Source organism: Thermogemmatispora aurantia (assembly GCF_008974285.1).
GTDB classification, from domain to species: Bacteria; Chloroflexota; Ktedonobacteria; order Ktedonobacterales; family Ktedonobacteraceae; genus Thermogemmatispora; species Thermogemmatispora aurantia.
Genome location: NZ_BKZV01000003.1, coordinates 554,025 through 575,737, shown reverse-complemented (window position 1 = coordinate 575,737; position 21,713 = coordinate 554,025). Strand labels below are relative to the sequence as shown.

The following is a 21,713-nucleotide window of genomic DNA, read 5'->3' as shown; positions in this document are numbered from 1 at the left end:
GTTGCCGCGGGAGCCTCCTGTCCAAGGCCCAGCGAGGCCTCGTCCAGGAGTGCGAGCAGATCGAGAGCCTCGTCATCTCCGGTGAGCACCACGTAGTTGCGGGTCCGCACGCGCTGGCTCCCAAAATAGAAGAGATTAACGGGCTTTGCTCCCTGCGCTCCCCGGCCTGCCGCCAGCCACTCCTCGTAGGTGCCATAGAAGATGGCCTGGGTCGGGCAGACCGTCGCGCACATTGGCCCTTTGCCCTGACTGGTTCGGTCATAGCAGAGATTACATTTGCGCATGTAGTGTCCGCGGATATCAAACTTGGGCACTCCAAAGGGACAGGCGTAACCGCAGTTGCGACAGTAGATGCAGCGCGTCTCATCGGCCTGATGCACCACTCCATCGGGACTCACCAGGATGGCCTGGGCAGGACAGACCTGGGCACAGGGTGCCAGCGGGTCCTCGCAATGCATACAGACGGTTGGCGAGGAAGCCACCGTGTTAGCGCGCTCAATGTAGTCGATGTAGATCATGCTCTCGCCCCGATGGGTGTCGCACTCACGGCAGGCCGCCACGCAGGAACGGCAACCGATGCAGCGCGAAGGATCGAGGAACATCTGCTTGATGGTGACCGTTTCCGGCACGCTCCTTCTCCTCCTTCCCTCTTGCTTCCTTATCCATTTCCCTTCGCTAGCGCGGCTGCGGTACAGCACGGCGGGCAGCGGCAGGCAGCTCGCGCCGTCGCTGTTGTGCCTGGGTCAGCTGCTCCTGATCGATGGAGCGCGCCCACTCCGGCGGCCCAGGGGCGCGTTCAAGCGCGGCAGCGCAGACCTTGAACTCGGGGATCTTCATCATTGGCTCCAGCACCGGGTTGGTAAGCTGGTTGGCTGCCTGGCTGTGACCGTAATGGTAGGGAATAAAGAGCGTGTCCGGACGAATCGTGCGCACGACCAGGGCCGGCGCCGTCATCTCACCACGGCGTGTACGCACCGTCACCCAGTCCCCATCGGCAATGCCCAGACGCTGAGCGGCCTGCTCGTGCAGCTCGACCCAGGGATAGGGGGCCATTTCGCGCAGGAAGGGAATGCGCCGCGTCTGGTTACCCGAGAGGTAATGGTAGATCACCCGCCCTGTGGTCAGGACAAAGGGATAGGTCTCGTCTGGCTCCTCCGCCGGCGGAATGTAGGGCACAGCGTGAAAGCGGGCGCGCCCATCGGGAAAGCCAAAGCGCTCCTCGTACAGGCGCGGCGTCCCCGGATGATCCTCGCTGGGGCAGGGCCAGAAGACGCCTCCCTGCTCTTCGATCTTCTCATAGGTGATTCCCCAATAATCTGACCTGGCGCCGCGCGTGCAGAGGCGCAGCTCATCAAAGATATCGCGGGGCGAGCGATAGGCGAAGTATTGCCCCTTGCCAAGGCGCCGCGCTAGCTCGCAAATCGTCTGCCAATCCTGGCGTCCCGCAGGAGGGTCAACGGCCTGATTGTATTTAATGACCCGCCCTTCCAGCGAGGTCGTCGTGCCCTCTTCTTCAGCCCACAGATTGCCCGGCAGCACCACATCGGCCAGCTCGGCGGTCTCTGAGAGGAAGGGATCGATGACGACAAAGAAGTCCAGGCTGCGAAAGGCTCGCTCGGCGGTATGTAGATCGGGTAGGGACACCAGAGGATTCGAGCAGATCAGCAGGCAGGCGCGAATCTCTTTCCGCAGCATTGCCGGGATCATCAAGGTGGCTGGATAGCCGGCATGGGGCAGCTCCTCCTCGCGAATGCCCCAGACCGAGCAGATGTAGGCCCGATCTTCGGGGTCTTCGATCTCCCGGCAACCCGGCAATTGGGTGGCCTTTTGACCAACTTCTCTGCCACCTTGCCCATTGCCCTGACCAGTCAGGGTGCTGTAGCCTGCGCCTGGTCGGCCAAAATTGCCAGTGGCCAGGGCTAAATTGATCGCCGCCAGCCCATTATCAACACCCTTGCTCTGATGCTCCAGTCCACGAGCCGTGTAGATCAGGGCCGCGTGCGCCTGCCCATAGAGACGGGCCGCCTCGACGACTGCCTCCGGACGCAGCCCGCAGACGCGCGCAACCCGTTCTGGGGGATACTGCTCCGCCAGCGCACGGGCCTCCTCCCAGCCTACGGTGCGCTCGCGAATAAAGTCCTCATCGATGAGACCTTCCTTGATGAGGACGTGCAACATGCCGTTGAGCAGGGCCGAGTCGGTCCCGGGGCGCAGTGGCAGGAAGAGATCTGCGGTGCGGGCAATCGGCGTCTGGCGCGGGTCGGCCACGATGAGCTTACAGCCGCGATCACGCGCCTGCCAGAGATAGCTGGTGACGATCGGGAAGCACTCACCAACGTTGGCACCGATGACGAAGATGCAGTCGGCGTGCAGCATGTCGCTGATTGGATTGGCGGCCCGATCGATCCCCAGCGCGCGCTCGTTGGCCCCGGTGGCGGAGGACATACACAGACGCCCGTTGTAGTCGATATGACGGGTCCCGAGAGCGACCCGGGCGAATTTCCCCATCAGATAGCATTTCTCGTTCGTCATCGTCGAACCGCTGAAGACTGCCACCGCATCCTTACCATAGGCGCGCTGTACCTCCTGGAAACGCTGGACGATGGTATCAAGCGCCTCGTCCCAGCCCACAGGCTCTAATGGGCTCTCCTTGCCTCTTTTCCGCATCAACGGTTGCGTGAGCCGATCGGGATGGTGCACGAGCTGATAGGCATTGGTCCCCTTGGGACAGAGCATGCCATGATTGAGGGGGAAGTCCTCGCGCGGCTCAACGCCAACCACTTTGCCATTGGCGACCTTCAGGTACATGCCGCACTGCACTCCACAGAAACAGCAGTGAGTGGGAACGTAGCGCTCTACCTCGATGCTGGTCTCCCAGGCTGTGGGTACCGGTGTCGCCGCATGGAAGTCAAAGGTCTCTTGCTGGCGCTGTCGTCGCCGAAAGATACTCTTATCGACGGACATGACGTGTTCCTCTCTTCAACCTGGACAAAGGATGAGATAGAATGATGTGGCTCTGCTCTCCTCAGAGGAAGCGGTTGCCCTCGGGATCAAGTGCGGCCAAGGTTGCCTGACCGCGGGCGACCCGCTTGCACGCGGGGCAAAGATCCTGCCACCACAGCGCCTGCTCCGGCCCTGGAGGGGAGCTGTCATGGCGCAGCGTATAATCTTCCCCCACCTCCAACAGCGTTTTCTTGAGATCCTCAATAAAGCGCGCCGGAGCAAACTCTTCCCCGCAGCGTGCGCAGCGCTGCATCGCCGTCCTTTCGCCAGTTTTCCAGTAGAGTTCGATCCCAACCGTGGCCGGGCGCTCGATCAGATGGAAGAATTTGCCAAACGGCAGAGAGATCAACCACAGGACAACGAACACCTCATGGGCCAGGGAAAGATACCAGTAGTAGGCGCCTCCCAGCCAGGCGCTATCAGCCGTCAGAGCCAGCCCGCTGACCACAATGGCCAGCAGCAGCGCCAGGGGCACAATGTCGAAGCCGAAGCGCTGGATACTGATGAGCGCCAGATCGTGGAAGCGGCGATGGAAGGCCAGCACCAGCCCGACGAGCAGCAGTAGGGCGGTGATATCGAGCGCGTGATAAATAAGGAATCCAAGGACCGACTCAGGGCGGAAAGCAAAGAGGGGGAAGCCGAAGAACCAGAGCAGGTGCTCGCCTGCCGGCGTCAGCGTCATGCGAATCCAGCCGAAGGTCAGGGGGAAGGTGATACAGCAAGACAGCAGTACGCCCCAGAAGATACATTGGTGCATGATCCAGCGATAGAGGCCACGGCGGCGGATAAATTGTTGAGAGAATAGGTCAAGAATCGCCAGAGGAATGAGCGCCGTGTAGCGCCTGAAGTTCTCATAGGAGAAAAAGAGCCGCCAGCTGCGCCTCCAATAGCGTCCGGTTGGGGGACGAGCCAGCCAGAAGCTGTATTTGTAGGTCACGGCGGCCACCGCGAAGATCGTGGCCACAACGTAGCCGATCAGTGCCGCATCGAACCAGTGAAAGCCGCGCGACCCAAGGGCGATCAGGCCGGTCAAGACGGCGGCGGCCAGCACCCCATAAAGGATGCAACGGGTGCGCAATCCCAGCTGAACACGAGGGCGAGTCACAGTGGTCCGGGAGTGGGCAGGCTCCGGGAGACGCTGCTGCTGAGCAGCGGCCTGACTCACGACAGTCTCCTTTCTTCTCTTGCCTTGCTGCCTGTTCCAGAGACACTCGAGCCAGCGCGCGAGCGACAACGAACGAAAGAGCCACTCTCTCTCTCGTCCGGCTGAGCTGCGAGCGAGCCGGGCCTCTTTCTCTCTTTGTAAGACAACTATAACACGCTGCTCGGGTCTGTGCGCCAAGGAACAGGTCACGCTCTCCTCACAGTTAGCGTCCTGGCGCCGAGCACCTCTCTTCGCCTTTCAAGACAAAGGTAAAGCGCGACCATCACCAGCCGGAAAGCGCTGTGATCGTGCTGTGAGTCCAGCTCGCTCCGTTGAGAGCAGACGGTGTGCCCGTCCTGCCATACTGCCGGTAAAAGGTGATGTGCTGAGTTGAGCGAGCTGGCCTCTGCTCAGCAGCTCCATGTGAGAAACAGGAGGTCATGGATGTTTCAACGTATTCTTGTCCCGCTGGATGGCTCGCCGCGCGCCGAGCAGGCCCTCCCGTTGGCAGCCCGGCTGGCACGCGCCAGCAGAGGCCGCCTGATTCTGGCGCGCATTGTGCAGCCTGGTACCGCACTGCTCTGGGCCCCGACCGCGCTTGATCCAGCGACGATGCGCTCATGGCTGGAGAGCGCCACCGAAGCGGCAGAGGCCTATCTGCAGCGCGTCGCCGCTCTGCCGGTTCTCCACGATGTGCCCACAGAAAAAATTGTGCGGTCGGGGCTCCCCGCGGATCAGCTGCTGCGTCTCGTGCCAGAGGTCAGCGCCGACCTCCTGGTGCTCTGCAGTCATGGCTACCGCGGTCTGCAGCGCTGGGCGCTGGGGAGCGTGGCGCTCAAGCTGATCCGTCACGCATCTCTCCCTGTCCTGGTGCTCCGTTCTCACGGCGAGATGCTGGCCGGTCCGCAACCAGGCTATGAACGCCCTCTTCGGGCCGTGGTACCGCTCGATGGGTCTGTCCACGCTAAGGCTGCCCTGGAACCCGCCGCGGCGCTGGTGCACGCCCTGGCCACACCGGCGCCAGCTGCCCTGCACCTGCTGGCTGTCGTGGAGGTCGACGAAGAGGCGGAGGATGAGGCTGCCAGACGTGAGCGCGAGCGACGACTGGCGCGGGCCCGCCGCTATCTGGCTCACACCGTGGAGCAGATCCGCGCCGGGCTGGTGGCCCCAAAGGTCTCTGGCCTGCAGCTTGAGCTGACCTGGTCGGTGCATGTTGGCTCTGATGTGGCGCAGACGATTCTCGATGTCGTAGAGCACGGCCAGGACCTTGTAGACACGCCTCTGCCCGGCGGCTGTGATCTGCTGGCCATGTCGACCCACGGCAGAGAGGGCCTGAATCGCTGGCTCCTGGGGAGCGTGACCGAGCGGGTGCTGGAACGGACCCGCCTGCCGCTGCTGGTCGTTCGCCCCCAGGGAATCGAAGAGACCCCGCGCACGCCCTGGGGCACGCTGCAGGACGACCTTGACTGAGCGGTCGCCAGTCAGGGACAAGGAAGCCACTGGCCACGGCTACTGGCTCGAGGGACCTGCACGCAGGCTCGTCCAGGCGCGGCGAGGCCGATGTGCTGGTGGCTCCCTTGCGCTCCCTTCCTTCTCTCACGGGTGTCCCTTGATCAGCTCGCTCCCTTCTCGCAACAGGAAGGTTGCCTGCATCAGCTGCTCCTCGGGATGGTAGGTCAGCTGAAAGCCAAGCTTGCGGCAGATCCGCAGCATGGCCTGGTTCTCCGGCAGCATGCGGCCCTGCAAGCGTTGCAGGCCCTCCTGCCGGGCGATCTCCATCAAGCGCCGCAACAGCTCCGTTCCCAGTCCTTGCCCCTGCACCTGATCGGCGATCAGCAAGGCAAACTCGGCCTCCTCTCCCCCGGGCAGCTTGATCAGGCGTCCAATGCCCAGGAGCGTCTCTGTACCAGTGCCTGACGCCTCCTCCCGCGAGATGGCCACCAGGGCCAGCTCTCGATCGTAGTCGATGAAGCAGCGATCTACCAGCCGCTCATGGGCGATGCGTTGACTCAGGCCAAGGACATGTAGCCAGCGCAGATAGACACTGCGCTCTGAGAGCCGCTCGTGGAAGCGCACCATCAACGGCTCGTCTTCCGGGCGAATCGGGCGGATCGTCACCGGCGTGCCATCAGGGAGCTGCCAGTTCCCGATGTAGTGGCTCGGGTAGGGACGAATCGCCGGGCGCGGCAGCGCTGTTTCGGGCACACCGGATGAGTGCAGCACGATTCGGGCATCGAGTGCCAGCAGATGACCGCCCGCTGCCAGCACAGGGTTGATATCGCACTCCCTGATGAGCGGCTGCTCGACCACGAGCAGACTGAAGCGCACCAGCAGGCGCTCGAGCGCCGCCAGATCCACAGCGGGCAGTCCGGCAGCCCCCTGCTGGAGGGCAGCGAAGATGCGCGTGCGCTCCAGCAGACGCCGCGCCAGCGTCGTGGTCAGCGGCGGCAGCGCCAGGGCGGTATCGCGTTGCACCTCGACCAGGCGCCCGCCGCTGCCAAAGAGCAGCACCGGCCCAAACTGTGGGTCGCAGAAGCTGCCGACGATCAGCTCGTAGCCCTCCAGCGTAATCATTGGCTGCACTGTCACACCCTGCATTTGCCCGGCTCCCGCCTGGCGCTCTGCGGCCTCGGCAATGGCTCGATAGGCCTGCCGCACCTCCTCAGCCGTGCGCAAGGCAAGGCGGACGCCTCCAATACGGCTTTTGTGGGTGATGGTTGGCGAGAGCAGCTTCAGAACCACTGGATAGCCGAGCTGCTCCGCCTGCTGGACGGCCTCGTCTTCGCTGAGCGCGACGCGGGTCTCGACGGTTGGCATGCCATAGGCCTGGAGCACTGCCTTCGCCTCCGGCTCGCTGAGCAGTGTGTGCCCGGCCTGGCGGGCCGCGGTTAGCCAGCCGGCGACCTGCGCGCGCCGACTGGCGCTCTCCTCGGGATCATCCACCACACTGGGCGTCTCGTAGAGGCTCTGCAGATGCTTGCTGGCGCGCCACATGGCGCAGAAAGCGCGGGCCGCCGTATCCGGGGAGGCAAATGTCGGGATGCCGGCGCGTGTCAGAATCTCGTGGCCGACTGCCACACTGCTGCCTCCCATCCAGCTTGCCAGCACGGGCCGTTTGCTGCCTGCCACGGCCTCAACTACGCGCTCGGCGGTACGGGTGGGGTCGCTCATGGCCTGGGGTGTCAGGATGACCAGCAAGCCATTGCTGGCCGGCTCACGAGAGAGGATGGCAATGGCCTGGGCATAGCGTTCGGGATCGGCATCTCCCAGGATGTCTACCGGGTTCTGGCGACTCCAGTAGGGGGGGAGCAGCGCGTCGAGGGCGGCCCGTGTTTCCGAGGAGAGCGGGGTCAGCGCCCCGCCGGCCTTCGCCAGAGCATCGGCAGCCAGTACGCCGGCACCGCCCGCATTGGTCACGATGGTGAAATGCGGCCCCTGGGGGCGTGGCTGCCGCGCCAGCACCTCAGCCATCGCGAACAGCTCGTCGATGCTCTCCACCTGCAGCAGGCCGCAGCGGCTGCAGGCTGCCTCGAAGATCTCCTGGCTCACGGCAAGGGCCCCCGTGTGGGAGATGGCCGCTTGTATGGCCTCGGGAGTTTGACCCCCTTTCAAGAGGATCACGGGTTTGCGCCGTGCCACGGCCCGGGCCGCGGAGAGGAAGGCCCGGGCGTCGCCCACGGTCTCCAGATAGAGGAGAATGCAGCTGGTATGTGGATCATCCCCCAGGTAGTCGAGCAACTCCCCCCAGCCCAGATCGAGCATCGACCCGACCGAGACAAAGGCGCTGAAGCCGATGTGCTCCTGCAGGCTCCAATCGAGAATGGCGCTGCATAAGGCCCCGCTCTGGCTCAGGAAGGCGATCTGTCCCGGCAGGGCCATCCCGCTGGCGAAGGTCGCATTCAGCCCGATGCGTGGGTTCATCAGGCCCAGGCAGTTGGGTCCCAGAAGCCGCAGCCCACCCCGCCGTGCCTCTTCCAGGACCTGGCGCTCCAGTGCCTGGCCAGCTGGCCCTCGCTCGCGAAAACCAGCGGAGAGAATGATCGCCCCTTCGACCCCGGCGGCCACGCAGTCGGCGATCACAGAAGGGACGGTCTCCGCCGGCGTGGCAATCACGGCCAGCTCCACCGGCTCTGGAAGATCCGTGACGCGCGGGTAGGCGCGTCTGCCGAGCACACTGGAGCGGTGGAGATTGACCGGAAAGATGGAACCGCCAAAAGGAGCAGTGGTCAGATTCGTGAGCACGGCTCGCCCGACGCTCCCCGGGCGCTCAGTGGCTCCGATGACGGCGATACTGCGAGGCGCGAAGAAGACACGCAGGGGGTGCGAAAAGGGCAGGTCGAAGAGTGTGGTCGGCTGCCCCTTCTGAGCTGCTGAACCTCCCGGCGCGGGTTGGGGCTGGGGCATTGTGGTGGCTCCTTTCCTCAACATATTGAGAGCGTACGTGTATCCTGTTGGTCTCGATCACCAGCCTAGCGTGTCCAACTCACGATCTGCTCTCTTACCTGGCCGCCCTCCTCTCAGTTCCATCACGACGGGTCGCCAGAAGAGCAGGGACACCGCGCTGCATGCTTCTCCCCATCTCACCCCGGCGTCCTGTGAGGTCACTGTGAGTCAATTGGGCGGCGCTGTGAACAGATCGAGAGTGTGGGAGTGGATCATAGTATCTGAAGTAAGGCAACGAGTGTGCCTGGCTTGTTCAAGGAGAGGAAACGCTCAAGAAATGAGGTGATCTTGATGATGTGGGGCTTTGGCTGCGGAGGCATGCTATGGATGTGGCTCGGGGCCGTTCTCTGGCTGATCTTGCTGGCGGCCCTGGCCTGGGCCCTGTTTCGTCTGGCCAGAGGGAAAGGCTGGTTCTCAGAGGGACCGTCTCGCCTGTATCCCTCGGGGCCGAATCGCTCTCCCTTGCAGATTCTACAGGAGCGCTACGCGCGCGGAGAAATCGACGCCGCGACCTTTGACGCAATGCTGGCCCGCCTGCGCTCTTCGGAAGAGAGCCGGCCATGATCCCGGAGGAATTACCAGCGACGGAGAAGCGCAGATGACTAGCGGACAGGCATCTTGTCCGGCACACTGCATGTGGCTGGTCCGCCCGTGCACCACCGTCACACCGTCAGCTCTGCAGAAGGTTCCATCGCTGCCTTCTGACTGAGAGCTGACGGCGCTTGCTTCTGGTCGGGAGCCGCCGACGCTGCTCACGGTTGCGCCTGACCCGATAGGCCAGCTTGCTGGCTGGTTGGCAACAGGCGCCCCTTCACCAGCTCGACCAGTGCCAGGTAGGTCAGTGTGGCAACTGCCAGGAAGAGGAAGTAGCCGGCAGGCAACGGCACAAAGCCCAGTGGAGCGGCCAGCGGCGTCCAGGGCAGCAGCAGCCCGCAGCCAACCACTGCCAGGGTGGTGAGCGTCAATGGCAGGCTGGGACGACTGCGCAGCGGATGACCAGCGGTACGGATCACGAAGATCACCAGGGTCTGCGTCGCCAGGGACTCGATGAACCAGCCGGTGTGAAAGAGGGCCTCGGAGGCATGAAAGACCGCGAGCATGACAAAAAAGGTCAAGAAATCGTAGAGCGAACTGATGGGTCCAACCAGCAGCATGAAGTTGCGGATCAGGCCGATGTTCCAGCGCTGCGGCTTGAGCATCAGGCTGGCGTCGACGTGGTCGGTGGGAATGGTGACCTGCGCCAGGTCGTAGAGAAAGTTATTGAGCAGAATCTGGGCCGGCAGCATCGGCAGAAAAGGCAGGAGGAGAAAGGCCCCGGCCATGCTGAAGACGTTCCCAAAGTTGGAGCTGGTACCCATAAGGAGATATTTCATCACGTTGCCGAAGGCCCTGCGCCCCTCCAGAATGCCTGCGTGGAGCACCTGCAGGCTCTGCTCCAGGAGGAGAATGCTGGCGGCCTCTCTGGCGATATCGACGGCACCGGCGACCGAGATCCCTACATCTGCCGCGTGCAGCGAGGGCGCATCATTGATGCCATCGCCCAGGAAGCCCACGACATGGCCACGGCGTTTGAGGGCCAGCAAAATGCGACTTTTCTGCGCAGGCGAGACCCGGGCGAAGAGCGTGACGTGTTCCACCGCGCCGAGCAAGGCGGCATCGCTCATGCGCTCTAGCTGGCTGCCTACCAGCACGCGCGCTGGATCCAGCCCTACCTGGCGACAGATATGGCGCGCCACCAGCTCGTTATCGCCTGTGACGATCTTGACCTGGACCCCGTCCCGCGCCAGGGCGGCAATAGCCTCAGCGACGCCGGCCTGGGGTGGATCGACAAAGGTCAGCAATCCCAACAAGATCAGGTCCTGCTCTTCCGCCTGGCCATAGCGCTCCTGCTGAGGCAGCTCGCGATAGGCCACGGCGAGCACGCGCAGTCCTTCCTGGCTGAAGCGCTGATGGAGTGCCTCAGCCTGACCTCGCAGGGTGGCTGTCAGCGGCTGGGCTACACCATCCAGCTCGCAGCCAGTGCAGAGCGGAAGGATATGCTCGGGGGCCCCTTTGACAATGAGGAGCCGCCTGGCGGTGTTGGTCTGCTCGACGATGACGGAGAGGCGGCGCCGCTCAAAATCAAAGGGGATCTCGCCGTACTTACGATAAGCGGCCAGCGAGAATGCGCCGCTGCGCTGGATCGCTTGATCGAGCGGGCTGTTGAAACCGGTCTGGAGGGCGCTGTTGAGGTAAGCGAAGAAGAGAGTACGCTCGGAGGCCTGCCCCCGTAGATCACAGGCCTCTTGCAGCGTCATCTCTCCTCGGGTCAGAGTACCGGTTTTATCCGTGCACAGGATATCAATGCTGCCAAAGTTCTGGATCGCCTCCAAATGCTTGACGATGACCTTGCGCCTGGCCATGCGCACGGCTCCCTGTCCCAGGGTAATAGTGACGATCATCGGCAGAAACTCGGGGGTTAGCCCAACGGCCAGAGCCAGAGCGAAGAGTACGGACTCGAAAAGCGGGTGATGCAGAAGGACACCGGTGAGAAACACAAAGAGCGTTAAAAAGAAGACCGTTTCCAGAATGAGGAAGCTGAAGCGGCGGAGTCCACGCTCAAACTCGGTCTCAGGTGGGCGCTGAGCCAGACGAATGGCCACATCCCCGAAGGCTGTCCGGGGGCCTGTGGCTACCACAAGGGCAAGGGCGCTGCCACTCACCACGGAGGTGCCGAGGAAGACCCAGTTGGGGGCTTCGGCGGGATGGGCCAGCGTGGTTGCTGTCTCCTCGGCCCGTTTAGCGACCGGCAGTGATTCACCTGTGAGCGCGGCCTGCTGTACATGGAGATCCAGGGCCTCAATCAGACGAGCATCTGCCGGCACCAGGTCGCCGGCGGCCAGGCGAATGACATCGCCGGGAACCAGCAGCCGGCGGGGGAGATCTTGCCAGCGGCCATCGCGCAAGACGTGAGCCACAGGGGCGACAGACGAACGCAGGCGCTCGACGGCCCGCTGAGAGCGATAGCTCTGCAAGAAGTTCAGCACCAGGCTCAGGAAGACGATAATCGCAATGATGAGAGCGTTGGTTAGCTCGCCGAGTAAGGCGGAGACCAGGCTTGCCAGCAGCAAGACGGCGACTAACGGGTTGAGGAAGAGCCGTACGAGCTGGACCACCCCTGAGCTGGTCCGTTCAGCGGCGACCTCGTTGGGGCCGAATTGGCGCAAGCGGCGGCGCGCTTCTTCCTCAGTCAGTCCTTGCTCTGAGGAGCGCACTTCGGTCAGTAGCTGGCTGAGCGATTGGCTGTAGCGTGGACTAACGGCGGCTATCGTGGTCGTGATCGGCTCCCTGTGGGAGGAGGGCGGTAGACCGGGCATCAGCGTTGCTCCTTCTTCTTCCCCTGGCTATTAGTAGGCAGTAACAAAAACACTCCGAATCTAACAGGCTGTCATCACGATTACCTCACGGACATCCCTGGCATGGTTACAGCGCTATCACAATGCCCCTCTGAGGCAGGTCAGCGAATCCAGGCCAGGCAGACAAGGTAGAGAACGCTTCGTGAGATAGGGCTGACAGGCTGTGATGGATGTGTGACCACTGGCATGTATCCTGGTGGTGAGAAGCAACGTTCCTCGGAGTGGAACATTTCCCCTCCACTACAGGAGAAAAAGGATATCCAACTATGCCAGTGGTCCATCGGCGCCAGCCTGCCCTTCCGCAGTCTCAGCTTGTCTCAGACCCAGAGCACGGGAAGAGAGCGGCGACTCCCGTGCCGCCTATCCCAGCCCAGGCGGCGGTGCAACTGCCGCCGCGCTTTGGTCGCAAAGCCCTGGGGGAGTTGCTGCGTCATTATCCTCTGCCTTCCGCAGCGCTGTTGCTGCTCCTCGTCGCGCTCCTCTGCTGGCTAAGCGGACGCGCTGACCTTGCGCGCTGGGTGCTCCTGGTGATCACGGTGATGGGAGGCATTCCCCTGAGCTGGCAGACGCTGCGACAGCTCAGCCGTCGGGAACTGAGCGTTGACCTCATCGCGATTCTCGCCATCATCGGGGCGCTCCTGGCGGGGGAGTATCTGGCTGGGGCTTTTGTCGTGCTGATGCTCTCTGGGGGCGAAGCCCTGGAGGCGTATGCGCTCCGGCAGGCTCGCCGCTCTCTTTCAGCCCTGGCTGAGCGCGCGCCGCGCATTAGCCATATCTGGCGTGGGCAGGAGCTGGTCGATCTTGCCGCCGAGGACATTGAAGTGGGCATGGTTGTGGTGGTCAAGCCCGGCGAGCTGGTTCCTGTAGATGGCGAGATAGTAGCTGGCTCTTCATACGTGAGTGAGGCCGATCTCACGGGCGAACCGCTGCCGCAACCGAAGACCGTGGGGGCGACCGTGCTCTCCGGCAGCCTCAATCTCGATCGCCCGCTCGAAGTGCGTGCCACCCGACGCAGCCTTGAGAGCAAATACGCTCAGATTGTGCGCCTGGTCGCCGCGGCTCAAGAGCAGAAAGCTCCTCTTCACCGCCTGGCCGATCGCTACAGCGTCCTCTTTACCGCTGTGAGCCTCTCGCTCGCTGCACTGACCTGGCTGCTTACCGGGAGCGGTATCACGGCCCTGGCTGTGCTCGTAGTAGCCACGCCCTGCCCTCTGATTCTGGCCACGCCGATCGCCATCATGTCCGGCATCGACCGGGCGGCCCGAGCAGGCCTCATTGTCAAGAGCGGCGCGACTGTGGAAGCTCTCGGTGAGGTGCAGGTGGCCGTGTTTGATAAGACCGGAACCTTGACCCTGGGGATGCCTTCCGTCTCCAGGCTCTGGCGAGCGCCGGCGTCGGAGGTGCCTGCTGAGGCCCCCCTCCTCGATGATGCGACCTTACTGCGCCTGGCGGCCTCAGTGGAACAGCTTTCCTCGCATATCCTGGCGCGGGCTATTGTCGAATCCGCCCGCGCGCAAGGGCTGGCTCCTGGACTAACTGAGCAGTTCCAGGAAGTCTTTGGCAAAGGAGTCGCGGGGCGCGTCCGTCTGACTGCGGCGCCGGAGGAGCCGATCTATGAGGTCACAGTGGGCAACCGTACCTTTCTGCGTCAGCGCGGAATCCCGCTCCCGCCGGTCCTCTTGCTGGCCCGCGAGCAGTGGACAGCGACCGGCCAGATCGCCAGCTTTCTGGCCGTGAATGGTTACTGCCTGGCGCTGATCGTTCTGGAGGATCGACCCCGGGCTGATCTTGCCCAACTCATGGCTGATCTCAAGCAAGCGGGCATTGAGGAAAGAGTGCTCCTGACCGGCGACGGCGAGGAGATGGCCCAGCGGATCAGAGCCCTTGCCGGCATGGACCGCGCGGTAGCGCGCTGCTTACCGGAAGAGAAAGTCCAGGTCATCCGCGATTACCTCAACAAAGGGCGCAAAGTATTGATGGTCGGCGATGGGGTCAACGATGCGCCCGCACTGGCCACCGCCACCGTGGGGATCGCCATGGGACAGCAGGGGCTGACCGCAGCGGCCAGCGTCGCGGATGCCGTGCTCCTCTCCGAGGATGTACGGCGCATCGCCACCGCTGTACGGCTTGGGCGCGGTGTCATGCGTATCGCCCGTCAGGGAATCTGGGTGGGAATGGGATTGAGCGCGACAGCGATGCTGCTGGCGGCCTTTGGCTGGATACCGCCGGCTGTAGGCGCCATTCTGCAAGAGGGCATTGATGTCCTGGTCATTTTCAATGCCTTGCGCGTGAGCCGCATCCCGCTAGAAACCGGGCAGGGCAGGCGGGTACTGTGAGCGCCCTGTGAGCATTGGCCGAGGCCTGGAGAGGGAGCCGTGCGGTGCAGGTGCTATGGTTCTATTGACAGGAGCAGCCGGGATTCGCTCAGGGGCAGAACGAATGGCCTTGCTCATCTTGTCTCGGGTTGGAAGGCGCTGCCAGCTGGCTTCTACCAGCGGGGTGGCTCAGGGCCGGTGCGGCAATGGAGCCGTAGCGACCAGGTAGGAGGGGCAGTCTGGCAGCGACCTTCCTGCCTCCTGTCAGTCAGGTTGCCGTCTTCAGGACATCGTGTTGCTGAGCCATCTGAGGAGAAGCACCATGCCAGCGCCATCGGTCATGCAGGCAGCAGAGGCCATGATCACCACTATTTTGGCAGGGAAGGCGCCAGCGCGCGCGGCAAGCGCCCAGCACCAGTCGACGCCTGCCGCTTCAGCTCCTCATCTGGTGCAGACTCACGCTTCCGTGGTTGTGCTCCTCCCTGATCTGGCCTATAAATTGAAGAAGCCGGTGAATCTGGGCTTTCTCGATTACTCAACGCCGATGCTGCGCCGCCAGTGGTGTCGGGAGGAGGTTCTTGTGAATGCCCCGCTGGCGCCCGGCATCTATCTGGGCGTGGCCCCCATCGTGCGCACCCAGCGAGAGGAGATGCATATTGGCCCGATCTTCTCGCCGGAGAGCGTGCCAGAGCCTGCTTCTTCTCTCGAAGAGGGGACGGTTGTTGACTATGCAGTAGTGATGCGTCGTCTCCCCGAGACAGCAACCCTGGCCGGCTGGCTCCAGAGCGGGCGCCTCTCGGCGGCGATGCTCGAAGCGGTCGCCCGGCGTCTGGCCGCCTTCCATGCCGAGGCCCGCGCAGATGACGAAGTACGCCGCTATGGCCAGCCGGAGCTGTTAGCCTTCAACTGGCAGGAGACCCTGACCCAGCTTCAGCCCTACCTTGGTCGCACCCTGGATCAGTCAACCTACGAGCAGATTCAACGCTACGTCGAGCAGTTTCTTGCGCAGCGCCGGGCGCTGTTGCTGGGGCGCATCGCCCAGGGATGCATCCGAGATGGGCACGGAGACCTGCGCCTCCAGCATGTCTACTGGCTGGAGTCTCCCCCCGAGGACGGACAGCAGGAGCCACAGCTTCTTTTTCTGGACCGCATCGAGTTCAATACCCGCTTTCGCTATGCTGACATCGCCGCTGAGGTAGCTTTCCTGGCGATGGAGCTGGAATATAGCGCACGAGTGGACCTGGCGGATGCTTTTGTCGATGCCTATGTCAGGGCCACAGAGGATGAGAGCTTACGCGAGGTGCTGCCTTTCTATCTGTGCTATCGCGCCTGCGTGCGTGGCAAAGTGGCCTCGCTGCTGCTGGATGAACCCGAGGTCCCTCTGGAGGAGCGCGATCAGGCTCAGCAGCAGGCGAGCGCCTTGTTTGCGCTGGCCGCTCATTATGCCAGTCGACCTGCCGGAGCAACGCTGGTCATGATTGGCGGCTTGATGGGTACGGGCAAAAGCACGTTGGCGCGGACCCTCCAACAAACGACTGGGGCGGCGCTCTTTTCGTCCGATGTGATTCGCAAGCGTCTGGCGGGCCTCGCTCCCGGTGAGACGCGGGCTGAGGCTTTTGGAAAAGGTATCTATGCCCCGGCCTGGGGGACACGTACCTATCAGGCGCTCCATGCCCTGGCCATCCTGGCCTTGCAAGAAGGGCGCTCGGTGATTCTGGATGCCTCCTTTCTGCGCCGCGAAGATCGGCAGATCATGGCCCAGGCCGCTGCTGCTCAAGGCGTTCCCACTTTCTTCATCGAGTGCTTTTGTCCAAAGGAAGAAGCCTTAGCGCGGCTCCGTCATCGCTGGAGCCAGCGCCAGCGAGTCGCCGCCCCAGGCTCAAGCGGCACCGGCGAGCTGTCGTTGCGATCGAGTACAGTCGAGGCCTCTGACGGGCGGCCAGACCTCTATGATGCCCAGTGTGCTCACTGGCAGCCATGCCTTCCGGAGACGGAGAAGATCATCGGGGTGCCATTCCGTACTGACCGTCCGCTGCCGGTGCTGCTTGCCCAATTGCTCGACATCCTGGGGCAGCCGCGCCTGGCCTGTCGACTCGTGCAGCCCTAGGCTCATGACACGTGCTCGCAGAATCGCAGCCGTTGGTCTCTTCTCTTGCCAACGGCTGCGATTCTGTCTGGTGGCAGGTGGCATCTCTCTGATTGGGGGCGGCCCGGCTCGCTTCTTACTGGTTGGTCACTGGCCCATCTGTGGCGGTGCCTGAGCGGCGCCGTGGAGGATCTGTATCAAGGCTCGGGTGGGAACAAGCAAGATGGGGAGACTCACAAGCTGCAAGAGGCGCTCGGCTACGCTGCCCAGTCGCCGCTGATCCGCCTCATTGCTTCCCCAGGCACTTAAGAGCAGCAAGTCGGGTGTGCCCGTGCCATCCCGGCCAGGAAACGGTTCATCGGGATGGGCCACTTGCCCAATAGCATGCACAACATCAGGATCAACAGCGACGGACCAGGTGAGCGCCGGAGGCTGTACTGTGGCCGCGCTGCGTCTCCAGAGCCGTTCCAGCTCCTTGCCTGCCTGCGACAAAGACTCCTCAGCCTGGCGAAGGCGCTGCTGCAGTAGCCAGCGCGCTCCCTCCTGTTCACCCTGGACAGGGACAGGCACGACCACGCGCAACAGATGCACCGAGATTTCGGCCTGGGTGGCCAGCGCCTGCATCAGGGCAACCGCCGGCTCAAGAGCAGCCCTGGCCCAGAGTGATCCATCGAGGGGAGCCAAAAGCCGCCAGCGACGTCTGGTCTGCATATCAGCCTGACTAAGGCTCGGGCTATCTTCGCGCCATATCAGGAGAGGAACGGGAGCATGGCGTATCAGTTGGGCTGTGACACTGCCAACGGCCCAGGGATTGGGACCGTGACAGGCCAACACCAGCAAGTCGGCTTGAGTCGCCTCAATCTCACGCAGGATGGTAGAAGCCGCTTTCCCTGCCCTGGCCCGAGCCTCCACGGGCAGGCCCGTGAGAGCAGAGTCGCGAGCCTGCTGCTCAAGGTACGCTTGCGCCTGAGCAACGGCGGTGAACGTGGCAGCCTCCAGCACCTGTTGGCTGCGGAAAAACACAGGCCATCGCTCAGGCTGCAGATCGACTGCCTGAAACAACAGAACGCTTCCGTGGGCCGCAGCAGCCAGGTGCGCTGCGATGCCTATGGCTTGCTCAGCGCGCCGCGAGCCATCGAGAGGAACGAAAATGCGCTGAAACATGATCTCTTCCTTCCACTCCTGGCAGCGGTCTTCCTCATGTCGTGAAGGAAGCCGCAGGGGGGTCGACCTTTCTCCCCTTTCCCTACATAGCATGATTGCTCCCCTTCTCAGGACTCTCTCAACTCTTTCCTTTGCTCCTCACAGACAGCGCTCACCTCTAGACCACTCCAGGACCATTCTCCTGCCAGGCTGGGAAGGGAGCTGGCACGGACAAAGAAAGATACCAGTGACCTCTCTCCTGGCTGTTGTGACCGCCTTGAGAAGGCTGGCCAGCCCCTCGTGATGGTATGGCGAGCTGCGGCGCCTATACTGCTCTAACGAGAGAAAGCCCCTTGGGCTTTCTCAAAGGAGGAAGAAGACCAATGGCAGAACAAATGACAGCCCGGGTCAGGCTCGTCGAGGGCCTGAGCTTTGAAGCCGAAGCTGGCTCCGGCCATCATCTCAGACTGGACACTGCGCCAGAGCACGGCGGCCACGATGCTGGCTTCCGTCCGATGGAACTGCTGCTCATCGGCCTGGCCGGCTGCAGCGGGATGGACGTGCTCTCCATCTTGCGCAAGCAGCGTCAGCAAGTGATCTCCTACGAGATCGTTGTCGAGGGTATCCGCTCGACCACCCATCCGAAAGTCTTTGAAGAGATCAAGGTAGAGCATCTCCTCACCGGAAGACAGCTCCAGGCCGAGGCAGTGGCCCGAGCACTCGATCTTTCAATACAGCGCTACTGTGGCGCCGAGGCCATGCTGAACAAAGCTGCGCGCATTACCCATACCTTTCGGCTGCTTGACGTGGACACGGGACGGGAGGTCGCCGCGGAGGTAGTCGCCAACAAGAATACCACAGCACAGTGAGCACGCAGCCCACGCGGCCCGCCTGGCTGACCTGAATGCCCGTCCCTGGTCGAGACAAGCGAGACGAGACAAGAAGGAAGGAGTCACAGGCATCATGGAAAATCGCATGTCGCTGATCGTCTTCTCTGGAACAGCGGACAAGCTCATGGCCGTTGCCACATTGACCAGTGGGGCTGTCGCGATGGGGCTGGAGGTCGAGCTGTTCCTCACGACGTGGGGCTTGCAGGCCTTCCGTAAGGGAGCAGCCCAGGCCACTGTGAGCGTCAGCAAAGATGCCGGCGATCTCGGGCCTGCCCTGCTGGAGCAGATGCGTAAAAAGCAGGTTCCTGGCTGGCTAGAGACACTACAGCAGGCGCACGAGCTGGGTCAGGTGCATGTCTATGCCTGCGCTATGACCCTGGAGCTGCTCGACATGAAGCTGGAAGATCTCGAGCCGATAGTCGAAGAGGTTGTCGGCGTAGCGAGCTTCATCGAACGGGCCAGCGAGAGCCGCATCACCCTGTTCATCTGAGGCCTGCCTGTCTGTCTGCCCCTCTTCCTTTACCCAGCCTGAACGGAGGCAGCGGGCAGCATAGCAGCAGATGAGAGCCAGAAAGGAGGATACCATGCCAGAGAAGCCGGGAGAAATCCAGATTGATAAAGAAATCGATGCGCGGGGCAGCTTCTGCCCCGGTCCCCTCATGGAGCTGATACGGGGGATCAGAGCCATCCCGGTCGGAGGGACACTGGCGCTCCTCTCCAGCGATCCAGGCTCGGCCCGCGATGTTCCGGCCTGGGTACAGAAGGCCGGGCACGAATTGCTGGGGACTTTCCCGGAGCAGGGATATACCCGTTTCGTTGTCCGCAGAAAACGCTAATGCCAGGCAGACCGAGAGGAGGGCCTACCTATGCCTCGACAGATTATCATCATCGGTGGAGGAGTCGGAGGGACGGTCACGGCCAATATGCTGGCGCGGCAGTTACGCCCGCATGAAGCCGAGATCACCCTCATTGATAGCACAGGGAGGCATGTCTACATGCCTTTCTGGCTCTATATGCCCTTCAACGACAGCGACCCGCAGAGCCAATTGCTGGTCCGCGATGAGCGGACATTGTTGCACCAGCGCGTTCACCTGCTGATCGGGCAGGTGCAACAGATTGATGTGGCCAATCATCAGGTGCACGTCTACCAGAGCAACGCCCTCGAACCAGCCGGGGGAAAGAGGGAGAGCGTCCTTGTCTACGACGATCTGGTGCTGGCCACAGGGGCGCGGCTCGCCTTCGCCGATCTGCCAGGACTGGAAGAAGGGCCGGGGGTATGGCATCATTTCTATGACACCGAGGGAGCGCTGCGGCTGCGTCAGGCCCTGAGCACCTTTCCCGGCGGGCGCATCGTGATTGCAGTAGCCGGTATCCCCTACCGCTGCCCTCCAGCTCCCCTGGAATTCACCTTTCTGCTCGACGACTGGCTTCGCCAGCATTACCTCCGGGAGCACACCGTCATCGAGTACCTCTATCCGCTCCCGCGCGTCTTTACCATCGAGCGGGTGGCGGAAATGGTGGCTCCTTGGCTGGAAGAGCGCGAGATCGCCACACGAGTCTTCTTTACGCCGGAGGCTGTCGACCAGCAGCGCCGGGTGATTCGCTCGCTGGAAGGCGAAGAAGTCCCCTTCGACCTGCTGATCCTGGTCCCTCCGCATCGCGGGGCGCAGGTCATCGAAGCATCCGGCCTGGGAGATAGCCAGGGATGGATTCCGACCGATCGCTACACCCTGCAGGTCAAAGGACAGGAGCATTTGTATGCTCTCGGGGATGCCACCGATCTGCCGGTGCCTAAAAGCGGTTCCGCCGCCCACTTTGAAGCCCGCGTCCTGGCCAGGCGTCTGGCGGCAGCGATCCGTGGAGAGACGCTTGAGGGGGATGAGGCTCTCTACGATGGAGAGGTGATGTGTTTCCTGGAGACAGGGAATCGCCGGGCCACCCAGCTGGTGTTTAACTATGAGCACCCGCCTGAGCCTCCGCGTCCAAGCCTCTTCTACCACCTTGAGAAGCAGCTGTTGAACCATGCCTACTGGCACCTGATCCCCCAGGGCCTCATTTAGGCTGAGGTCGGTGCAAGGGAGCAGCCAGGGAGCGAGCTGGTCAGGTCTACCAGTAATCAATGAGAGGCGTGCCTGGCAAGATGGCACGCCTCTCATCGTCAAGGCTGGACGCTCCCCTTGCAGTCAGTCGCGGTCAGATCAAAGGAGGCCCGTCCAACCAGCGGCCCCTGACTCGTCAGCCGCCGGCGGCTTGCGCTCCTCTGCCTGGCCCGCTGACTCCTCTGCTGAGCCTTCGCCCTCATGCAGCATCCCAGGACGAACAATAAACAGGGGGAGCTTACTGCTCGCAAGCAATTGCTCCGCGACGCTGCCGAGCAGGAGACGGGCCAGGCCACTGCGTCCGTGGGTGGCCAGCGCGATCAGATCGAAGTGCTGGGCCGGGTCCTGCGCATCCTCAGCCGCGGCATGCTTGAGAATGGCCCCAGGGACATTGCTCCTGGCGATCACTGCGGACGTGATTGTCACAGCAGGGTCGGCCAGTTGCTCCTGGCGCACGCGCTGCATCACTCCCTCCAGGTAGCTCCTGGCTTCCTCCTGGAGCTGCTCGCGCAGGCCCGGGTCCGGGATACGCATTCCCCCCAGCGTCCCGTAGCCAGGGACATCGACGACACTCAACAACTGTACCAGGCTCAGCTCGGGTGGAGCAAGCAGCGCCAGGAGCCGCAAGGCCGGTTTGAGAGCGGCCTCCGCGGTCAGCGAGCCGTCCAGCGGCAGTAGCAAACGCAGCGGGCGCCCTGGCCGTGGGAACGGCAGCAACGGCCCCTGTTCATGGAAGACCAGCAGGGGAGCCGGGCTGCGTCTGACGGCCTGCTGCGCCATACTGCCAACAAGCCACCGTTTGAGCCGACTGGCGGCGTGGGTACATAGGATGATGAGATCCGTTTGCTCCAGGCGCGCTGCCGAAAACACCGTCGAGGCCGGAGGGCCAAAGGCCACCTCCTGCTCGACTGGCAGGTGCTCAAGGGCCTGCGCGTAGTTCTGGACGGTCTCGTTGAGGTAGCGCGTGGCCCTGGCAATCTCGTGCTCTGCCAGGCTGCTGGAAGGGTCGAAGAGTGTGCTGCTGTCGGCGAGCACCCCCGGGGGAGGCCACTCGATCACGCGCAACACCGTCACTGACCCCTGGGCCGCACGCGCCAGGTGCGCGGCGATCAGCAAGGCTCGCTCAGCGGCGGGGGTGCCATCCAGGGGCACAAGAATGCGGCGAAACATGGGTCTGTTCCTCCTTTCTGCTCTG

At 63.0% G+C, this 21,713-nt stretch carries 14 protein-coding genes and 1 pseudogene; 8 read left to right on the top strand and 7 right to left on the bottom strand.

Annotated features, from left to right (window positions below; all coding sequences use genetic code 11):
- Window positions 1–101 precede the first annotated feature (101 nt).
- From KTAU_RS12000 to KTAU_RS11990, 3 genes and pseudogenes are all read right to left on the bottom strand, one after another.
- A pseudogene (locus tag KTAU_RS12000) lies at window positions 102–602 on the bottom strand (4Fe-4S dicluster domain-containing protein); the annotation flags it as partial.
- Between the two features lie 73 nt (window positions 603–675).
- Window positions 676–2,964: a molybdopterin oxidoreductase family protein gene (locus KTAU_RS11995; protein ID WP_151728595.1), complete on the bottom strand. Its 2,289-nt coding sequence runs from the start codon at window positions 2,962–2,964 to the stop codon at window positions 676–678.
- A gap of 61 nt (window positions 2,965–3,025) precedes the next feature.
- Entirely contained in the window at window positions 3,026–4,168 is a 1,143-nt protein-coding gene (locus KTAU_RS11990) for an MFS transporter (protein ID WP_151728594.1), read from the bottom strand.
- A 423-nt stretch (window positions 4,169–4,591) separates the two neighbouring features.
- Here KTAU_RS11990 and KTAU_RS11985 point away from each other — a divergent pair, with 423 nt between their 5' ends.
- A complete protein-coding gene (locus tag KTAU_RS11985; RefSeq protein WP_151728593.1) occupies window positions 4,592–5,617 on the top strand; it encodes a universal stress protein in 1,026 nt (341 codons plus the stop codon).
- 126 nt (window positions 5,618–5,743) lie between these two features.
- Here KTAU_RS11985 and KTAU_RS11980 read toward each other — a convergent pair whose 3' ends face one another.
- On the bottom strand, window positions 5,744–8,551 hold the full coding sequence (locus KTAU_RS11980; RefSeq protein WP_151728592.1) for a bifunctional acetate--CoA ligase family protein/GNAT family N-acetyltransferase: 2,808 nt from the start codon (window positions 8,549–8,551) through the stop codon (window positions 5,744–5,746).
- 330 nt (window positions 8,552–8,881) lie between these two features.
- On the opposite strand from KTAU_RS11980, the gene KTAU_RS11975 reads away from it, so the two are divergent.
- On the top strand, window positions 8,882–9,154 hold the full coding sequence (locus tag KTAU_RS11975; RefSeq protein WP_151728738.1) for an SHOCT domain-containing protein: 273 nt from the start codon (window positions 8,882–8,884) through the stop codon (window positions 9,152–9,154).
- A 188-nt stretch (window positions 9,155–9,342) separates the two neighbouring features.
- Here KTAU_RS11975 and mgtA read toward each other — a convergent pair whose 3' ends face one another.
- The gene (mgtA, locus tag KTAU_RS11970) at window positions 9,343–11,946 is read right to left on the bottom strand and encodes a magnesium-translocating P-type ATPase (RefSeq protein WP_151728591.1); all 2,604 of its coding nucleotides are present in this window, start codon (window positions 11,944–11,946) and stop codon (window positions 9,343–9,345) included.
- 305 nt (window positions 11,947–12,251) lie between these two features.
- Between mgtA and KTAU_RS11965 the strand changes: the two genes are divergently transcribed.
- Together KTAU_RS11965 and KTAU_RS11960 are read left to right on the top strand one after the other, a co-directional pair.
- Window positions 12,252–14,321, top strand: a complete 2,070-nt coding sequence (locus tag KTAU_RS11965; RefSeq protein ID WP_151728590.1) for a heavy metal translocating P-type ATPase — start codon at window positions 12,252–12,254, stop codon at window positions 14,319–14,321.
- A 301-nt stretch (window positions 14,322–14,622) separates the two neighbouring features.
- The gene (locus tag KTAU_RS11960; protein WP_151728589.1) at window positions 14,623–16,407 is read left to right on the top strand and encodes a bifunctional aminoglycoside phosphotransferase/ATP-binding protein; all 1,785 of its coding nucleotides are present in this window, start codon (window positions 14,623–14,625) and stop codon (window positions 16,405–16,407) included.
- 126 nt (window positions 16,408–16,533) lie between these two features.
- Here KTAU_RS11960 and KTAU_RS11955 read toward each other — a convergent pair whose 3' ends face one another.
- Window positions 16,534–17,550, bottom strand: a complete 1,017-nt coding sequence (locus KTAU_RS11955; RefSeq protein ID WP_170293241.1) for a universal stress protein — start codon at window positions 17,548–17,550, stop codon at window positions 16,534–16,536.
- A 362-nt stretch (window positions 17,551–17,912) separates the two neighbouring features.
- Between KTAU_RS11955 and KTAU_RS11950 the strand changes: the two genes are divergently transcribed.
- The 4 genes from KTAU_RS11950 to KTAU_RS11935 all read left to right on the top strand — a co-directional run bounded on the left by KTAU_RS11950 (window position 17,913) and on the right by KTAU_RS11935 (window position 20,479).
- Complete coding sequence (locus tag KTAU_RS11950; RefSeq protein ID WP_228026422.1) at window positions 17,913–18,398, top strand: OsmC family protein; 486 nt, start codon at window positions 17,913–17,915, stop codon at window positions 18,396–18,398.
- A 94-nt stretch (window positions 18,399–18,492) separates the two neighbouring features.
- On the top strand, window positions 18,493–18,909 hold the full coding sequence (locus tag KTAU_RS11945) for a DsrE/DsrF/DrsH-like family protein (RefSeq protein WP_151728587.1): 417 nt from the start codon (window positions 18,493–18,495) through the stop codon (window positions 18,907–18,909).
- A gap of 94 nt (window positions 18,910–19,003) precedes the next feature.
- Entirely contained in the window at window positions 19,004–19,255 is a 252-nt protein-coding gene (locus KTAU_RS11940; RefSeq protein ID WP_069802346.1) for a sulfurtransferase TusA family protein, read from the top strand.
- Window positions 19,256–19,285: 30 nt separating this feature from the next.
- Window positions 19,286–20,479: an NAD(P)/FAD-dependent oxidoreductase gene (locus tag KTAU_RS11935; RefSeq protein WP_151728586.1), complete on the top strand. Its 1,194-nt coding sequence runs from the start codon at window positions 19,286–19,288 to the stop codon at window positions 20,477–20,479.
- Between the two features lie 138 nt (window positions 20,480–20,617).
- On the opposite strand, the gene KTAU_RS11930 is transcribed toward KTAU_RS11935, so the two are convergent.
- Window positions 20,618–21,688, bottom strand: coding sequence for a universal stress protein (locus KTAU_RS11930; protein ID WP_069802342.1), 1,071 nt, complete (start codon window positions 21,686–21,688; stop codon window positions 20,618–20,620).
- Window positions 21,689–21,713: the final 25 nt, after the last annotated feature.

Coding starts and splice junctions, on each gene's coding strand:
- mgtA (WP_151728591.1), bottom strand. CDS start 11,946: ATGCCCGGTCTACCGCCCTCCTCCCACAGGGAGCCGATCACGACCACG.
- KTAU_RS11985 (WP_151728593.1), top strand. CDS start 4,592: ATGTTTCAACGTATTCTTGTCCCGCTGGATGGCTCGCCGCGCGCCGAG.
- KTAU_RS11980 (WP_151728592.1), bottom strand. CDS start 8,551: ATGCCCCAGCCCCAACCCGCGCCGGGAGGTTCAGCAGCTCAGAAGGGG.
- KTAU_RS11940 (WP_069802346.1), top strand. CDS start 19,004: ATGCCAGAGAAGCCGGGAGAAATCCAGATTGATAAAGAAATCGATGCG.
- KTAU_RS11995 (WP_151728595.1), bottom strand. CDS start 2,964: ATGTCCGTCGATAAGAGTATCTTTCGGCGACGACAGCGCCAGCAAGAG.
- KTAU_RS11975 (WP_151728738.1), top strand. CDS start 8,882: ATGATGTGGGGCTTTGGCTGCGGAGGCATGCTATGGATGTGGCTCGGG.
- KTAU_RS11965 (WP_151728590.1), top strand. CDS start 12,252: ATGCCAGTGGTCCATCGGCGCCAGCCTGCCCTTCCGCAGTCTCAGCTT.
- KTAU_RS11960 (WP_151728589.1), top strand. CDS start 14,623: ATGCCAGCGCCATCGGTCATGCAGGCAGCAGAGGCCATGATCACCACT.
- KTAU_RS11930 (WP_069802342.1), bottom strand. CDS start 21,688: ATGTTTCGCCGCATTCTTGTGCCCCTGGATGGCACCCCCGCCGCTGAG.
- KTAU_RS11945 (WP_151728587.1), top strand. CDS start 18,493: ATGGAAAATCGCATGTCGCTGATCGTCTTCTCTGGAACAGCGGACAAG.
- KTAU_RS11955 (WP_170293241.1), bottom strand. CDS start 17,550: ATGTTTCAGCGCATTTTCGTTCCTCTCGATGGCTCGCGGCGCGCTGAG.
- KTAU_RS11935 (WP_151728586.1), top strand. CDS start 19,286: ATGCCTCGACAGATTATCATCATCGGTGGAGGAGTCGGAGGGACGGTC.
- KTAU_RS11950 (WP_228026422.1), top strand. CDS start 17,913: ATGGCAGAACAAATGACAGCCCGGGTCAGGCTCGTCGAGGGCCTGAGC.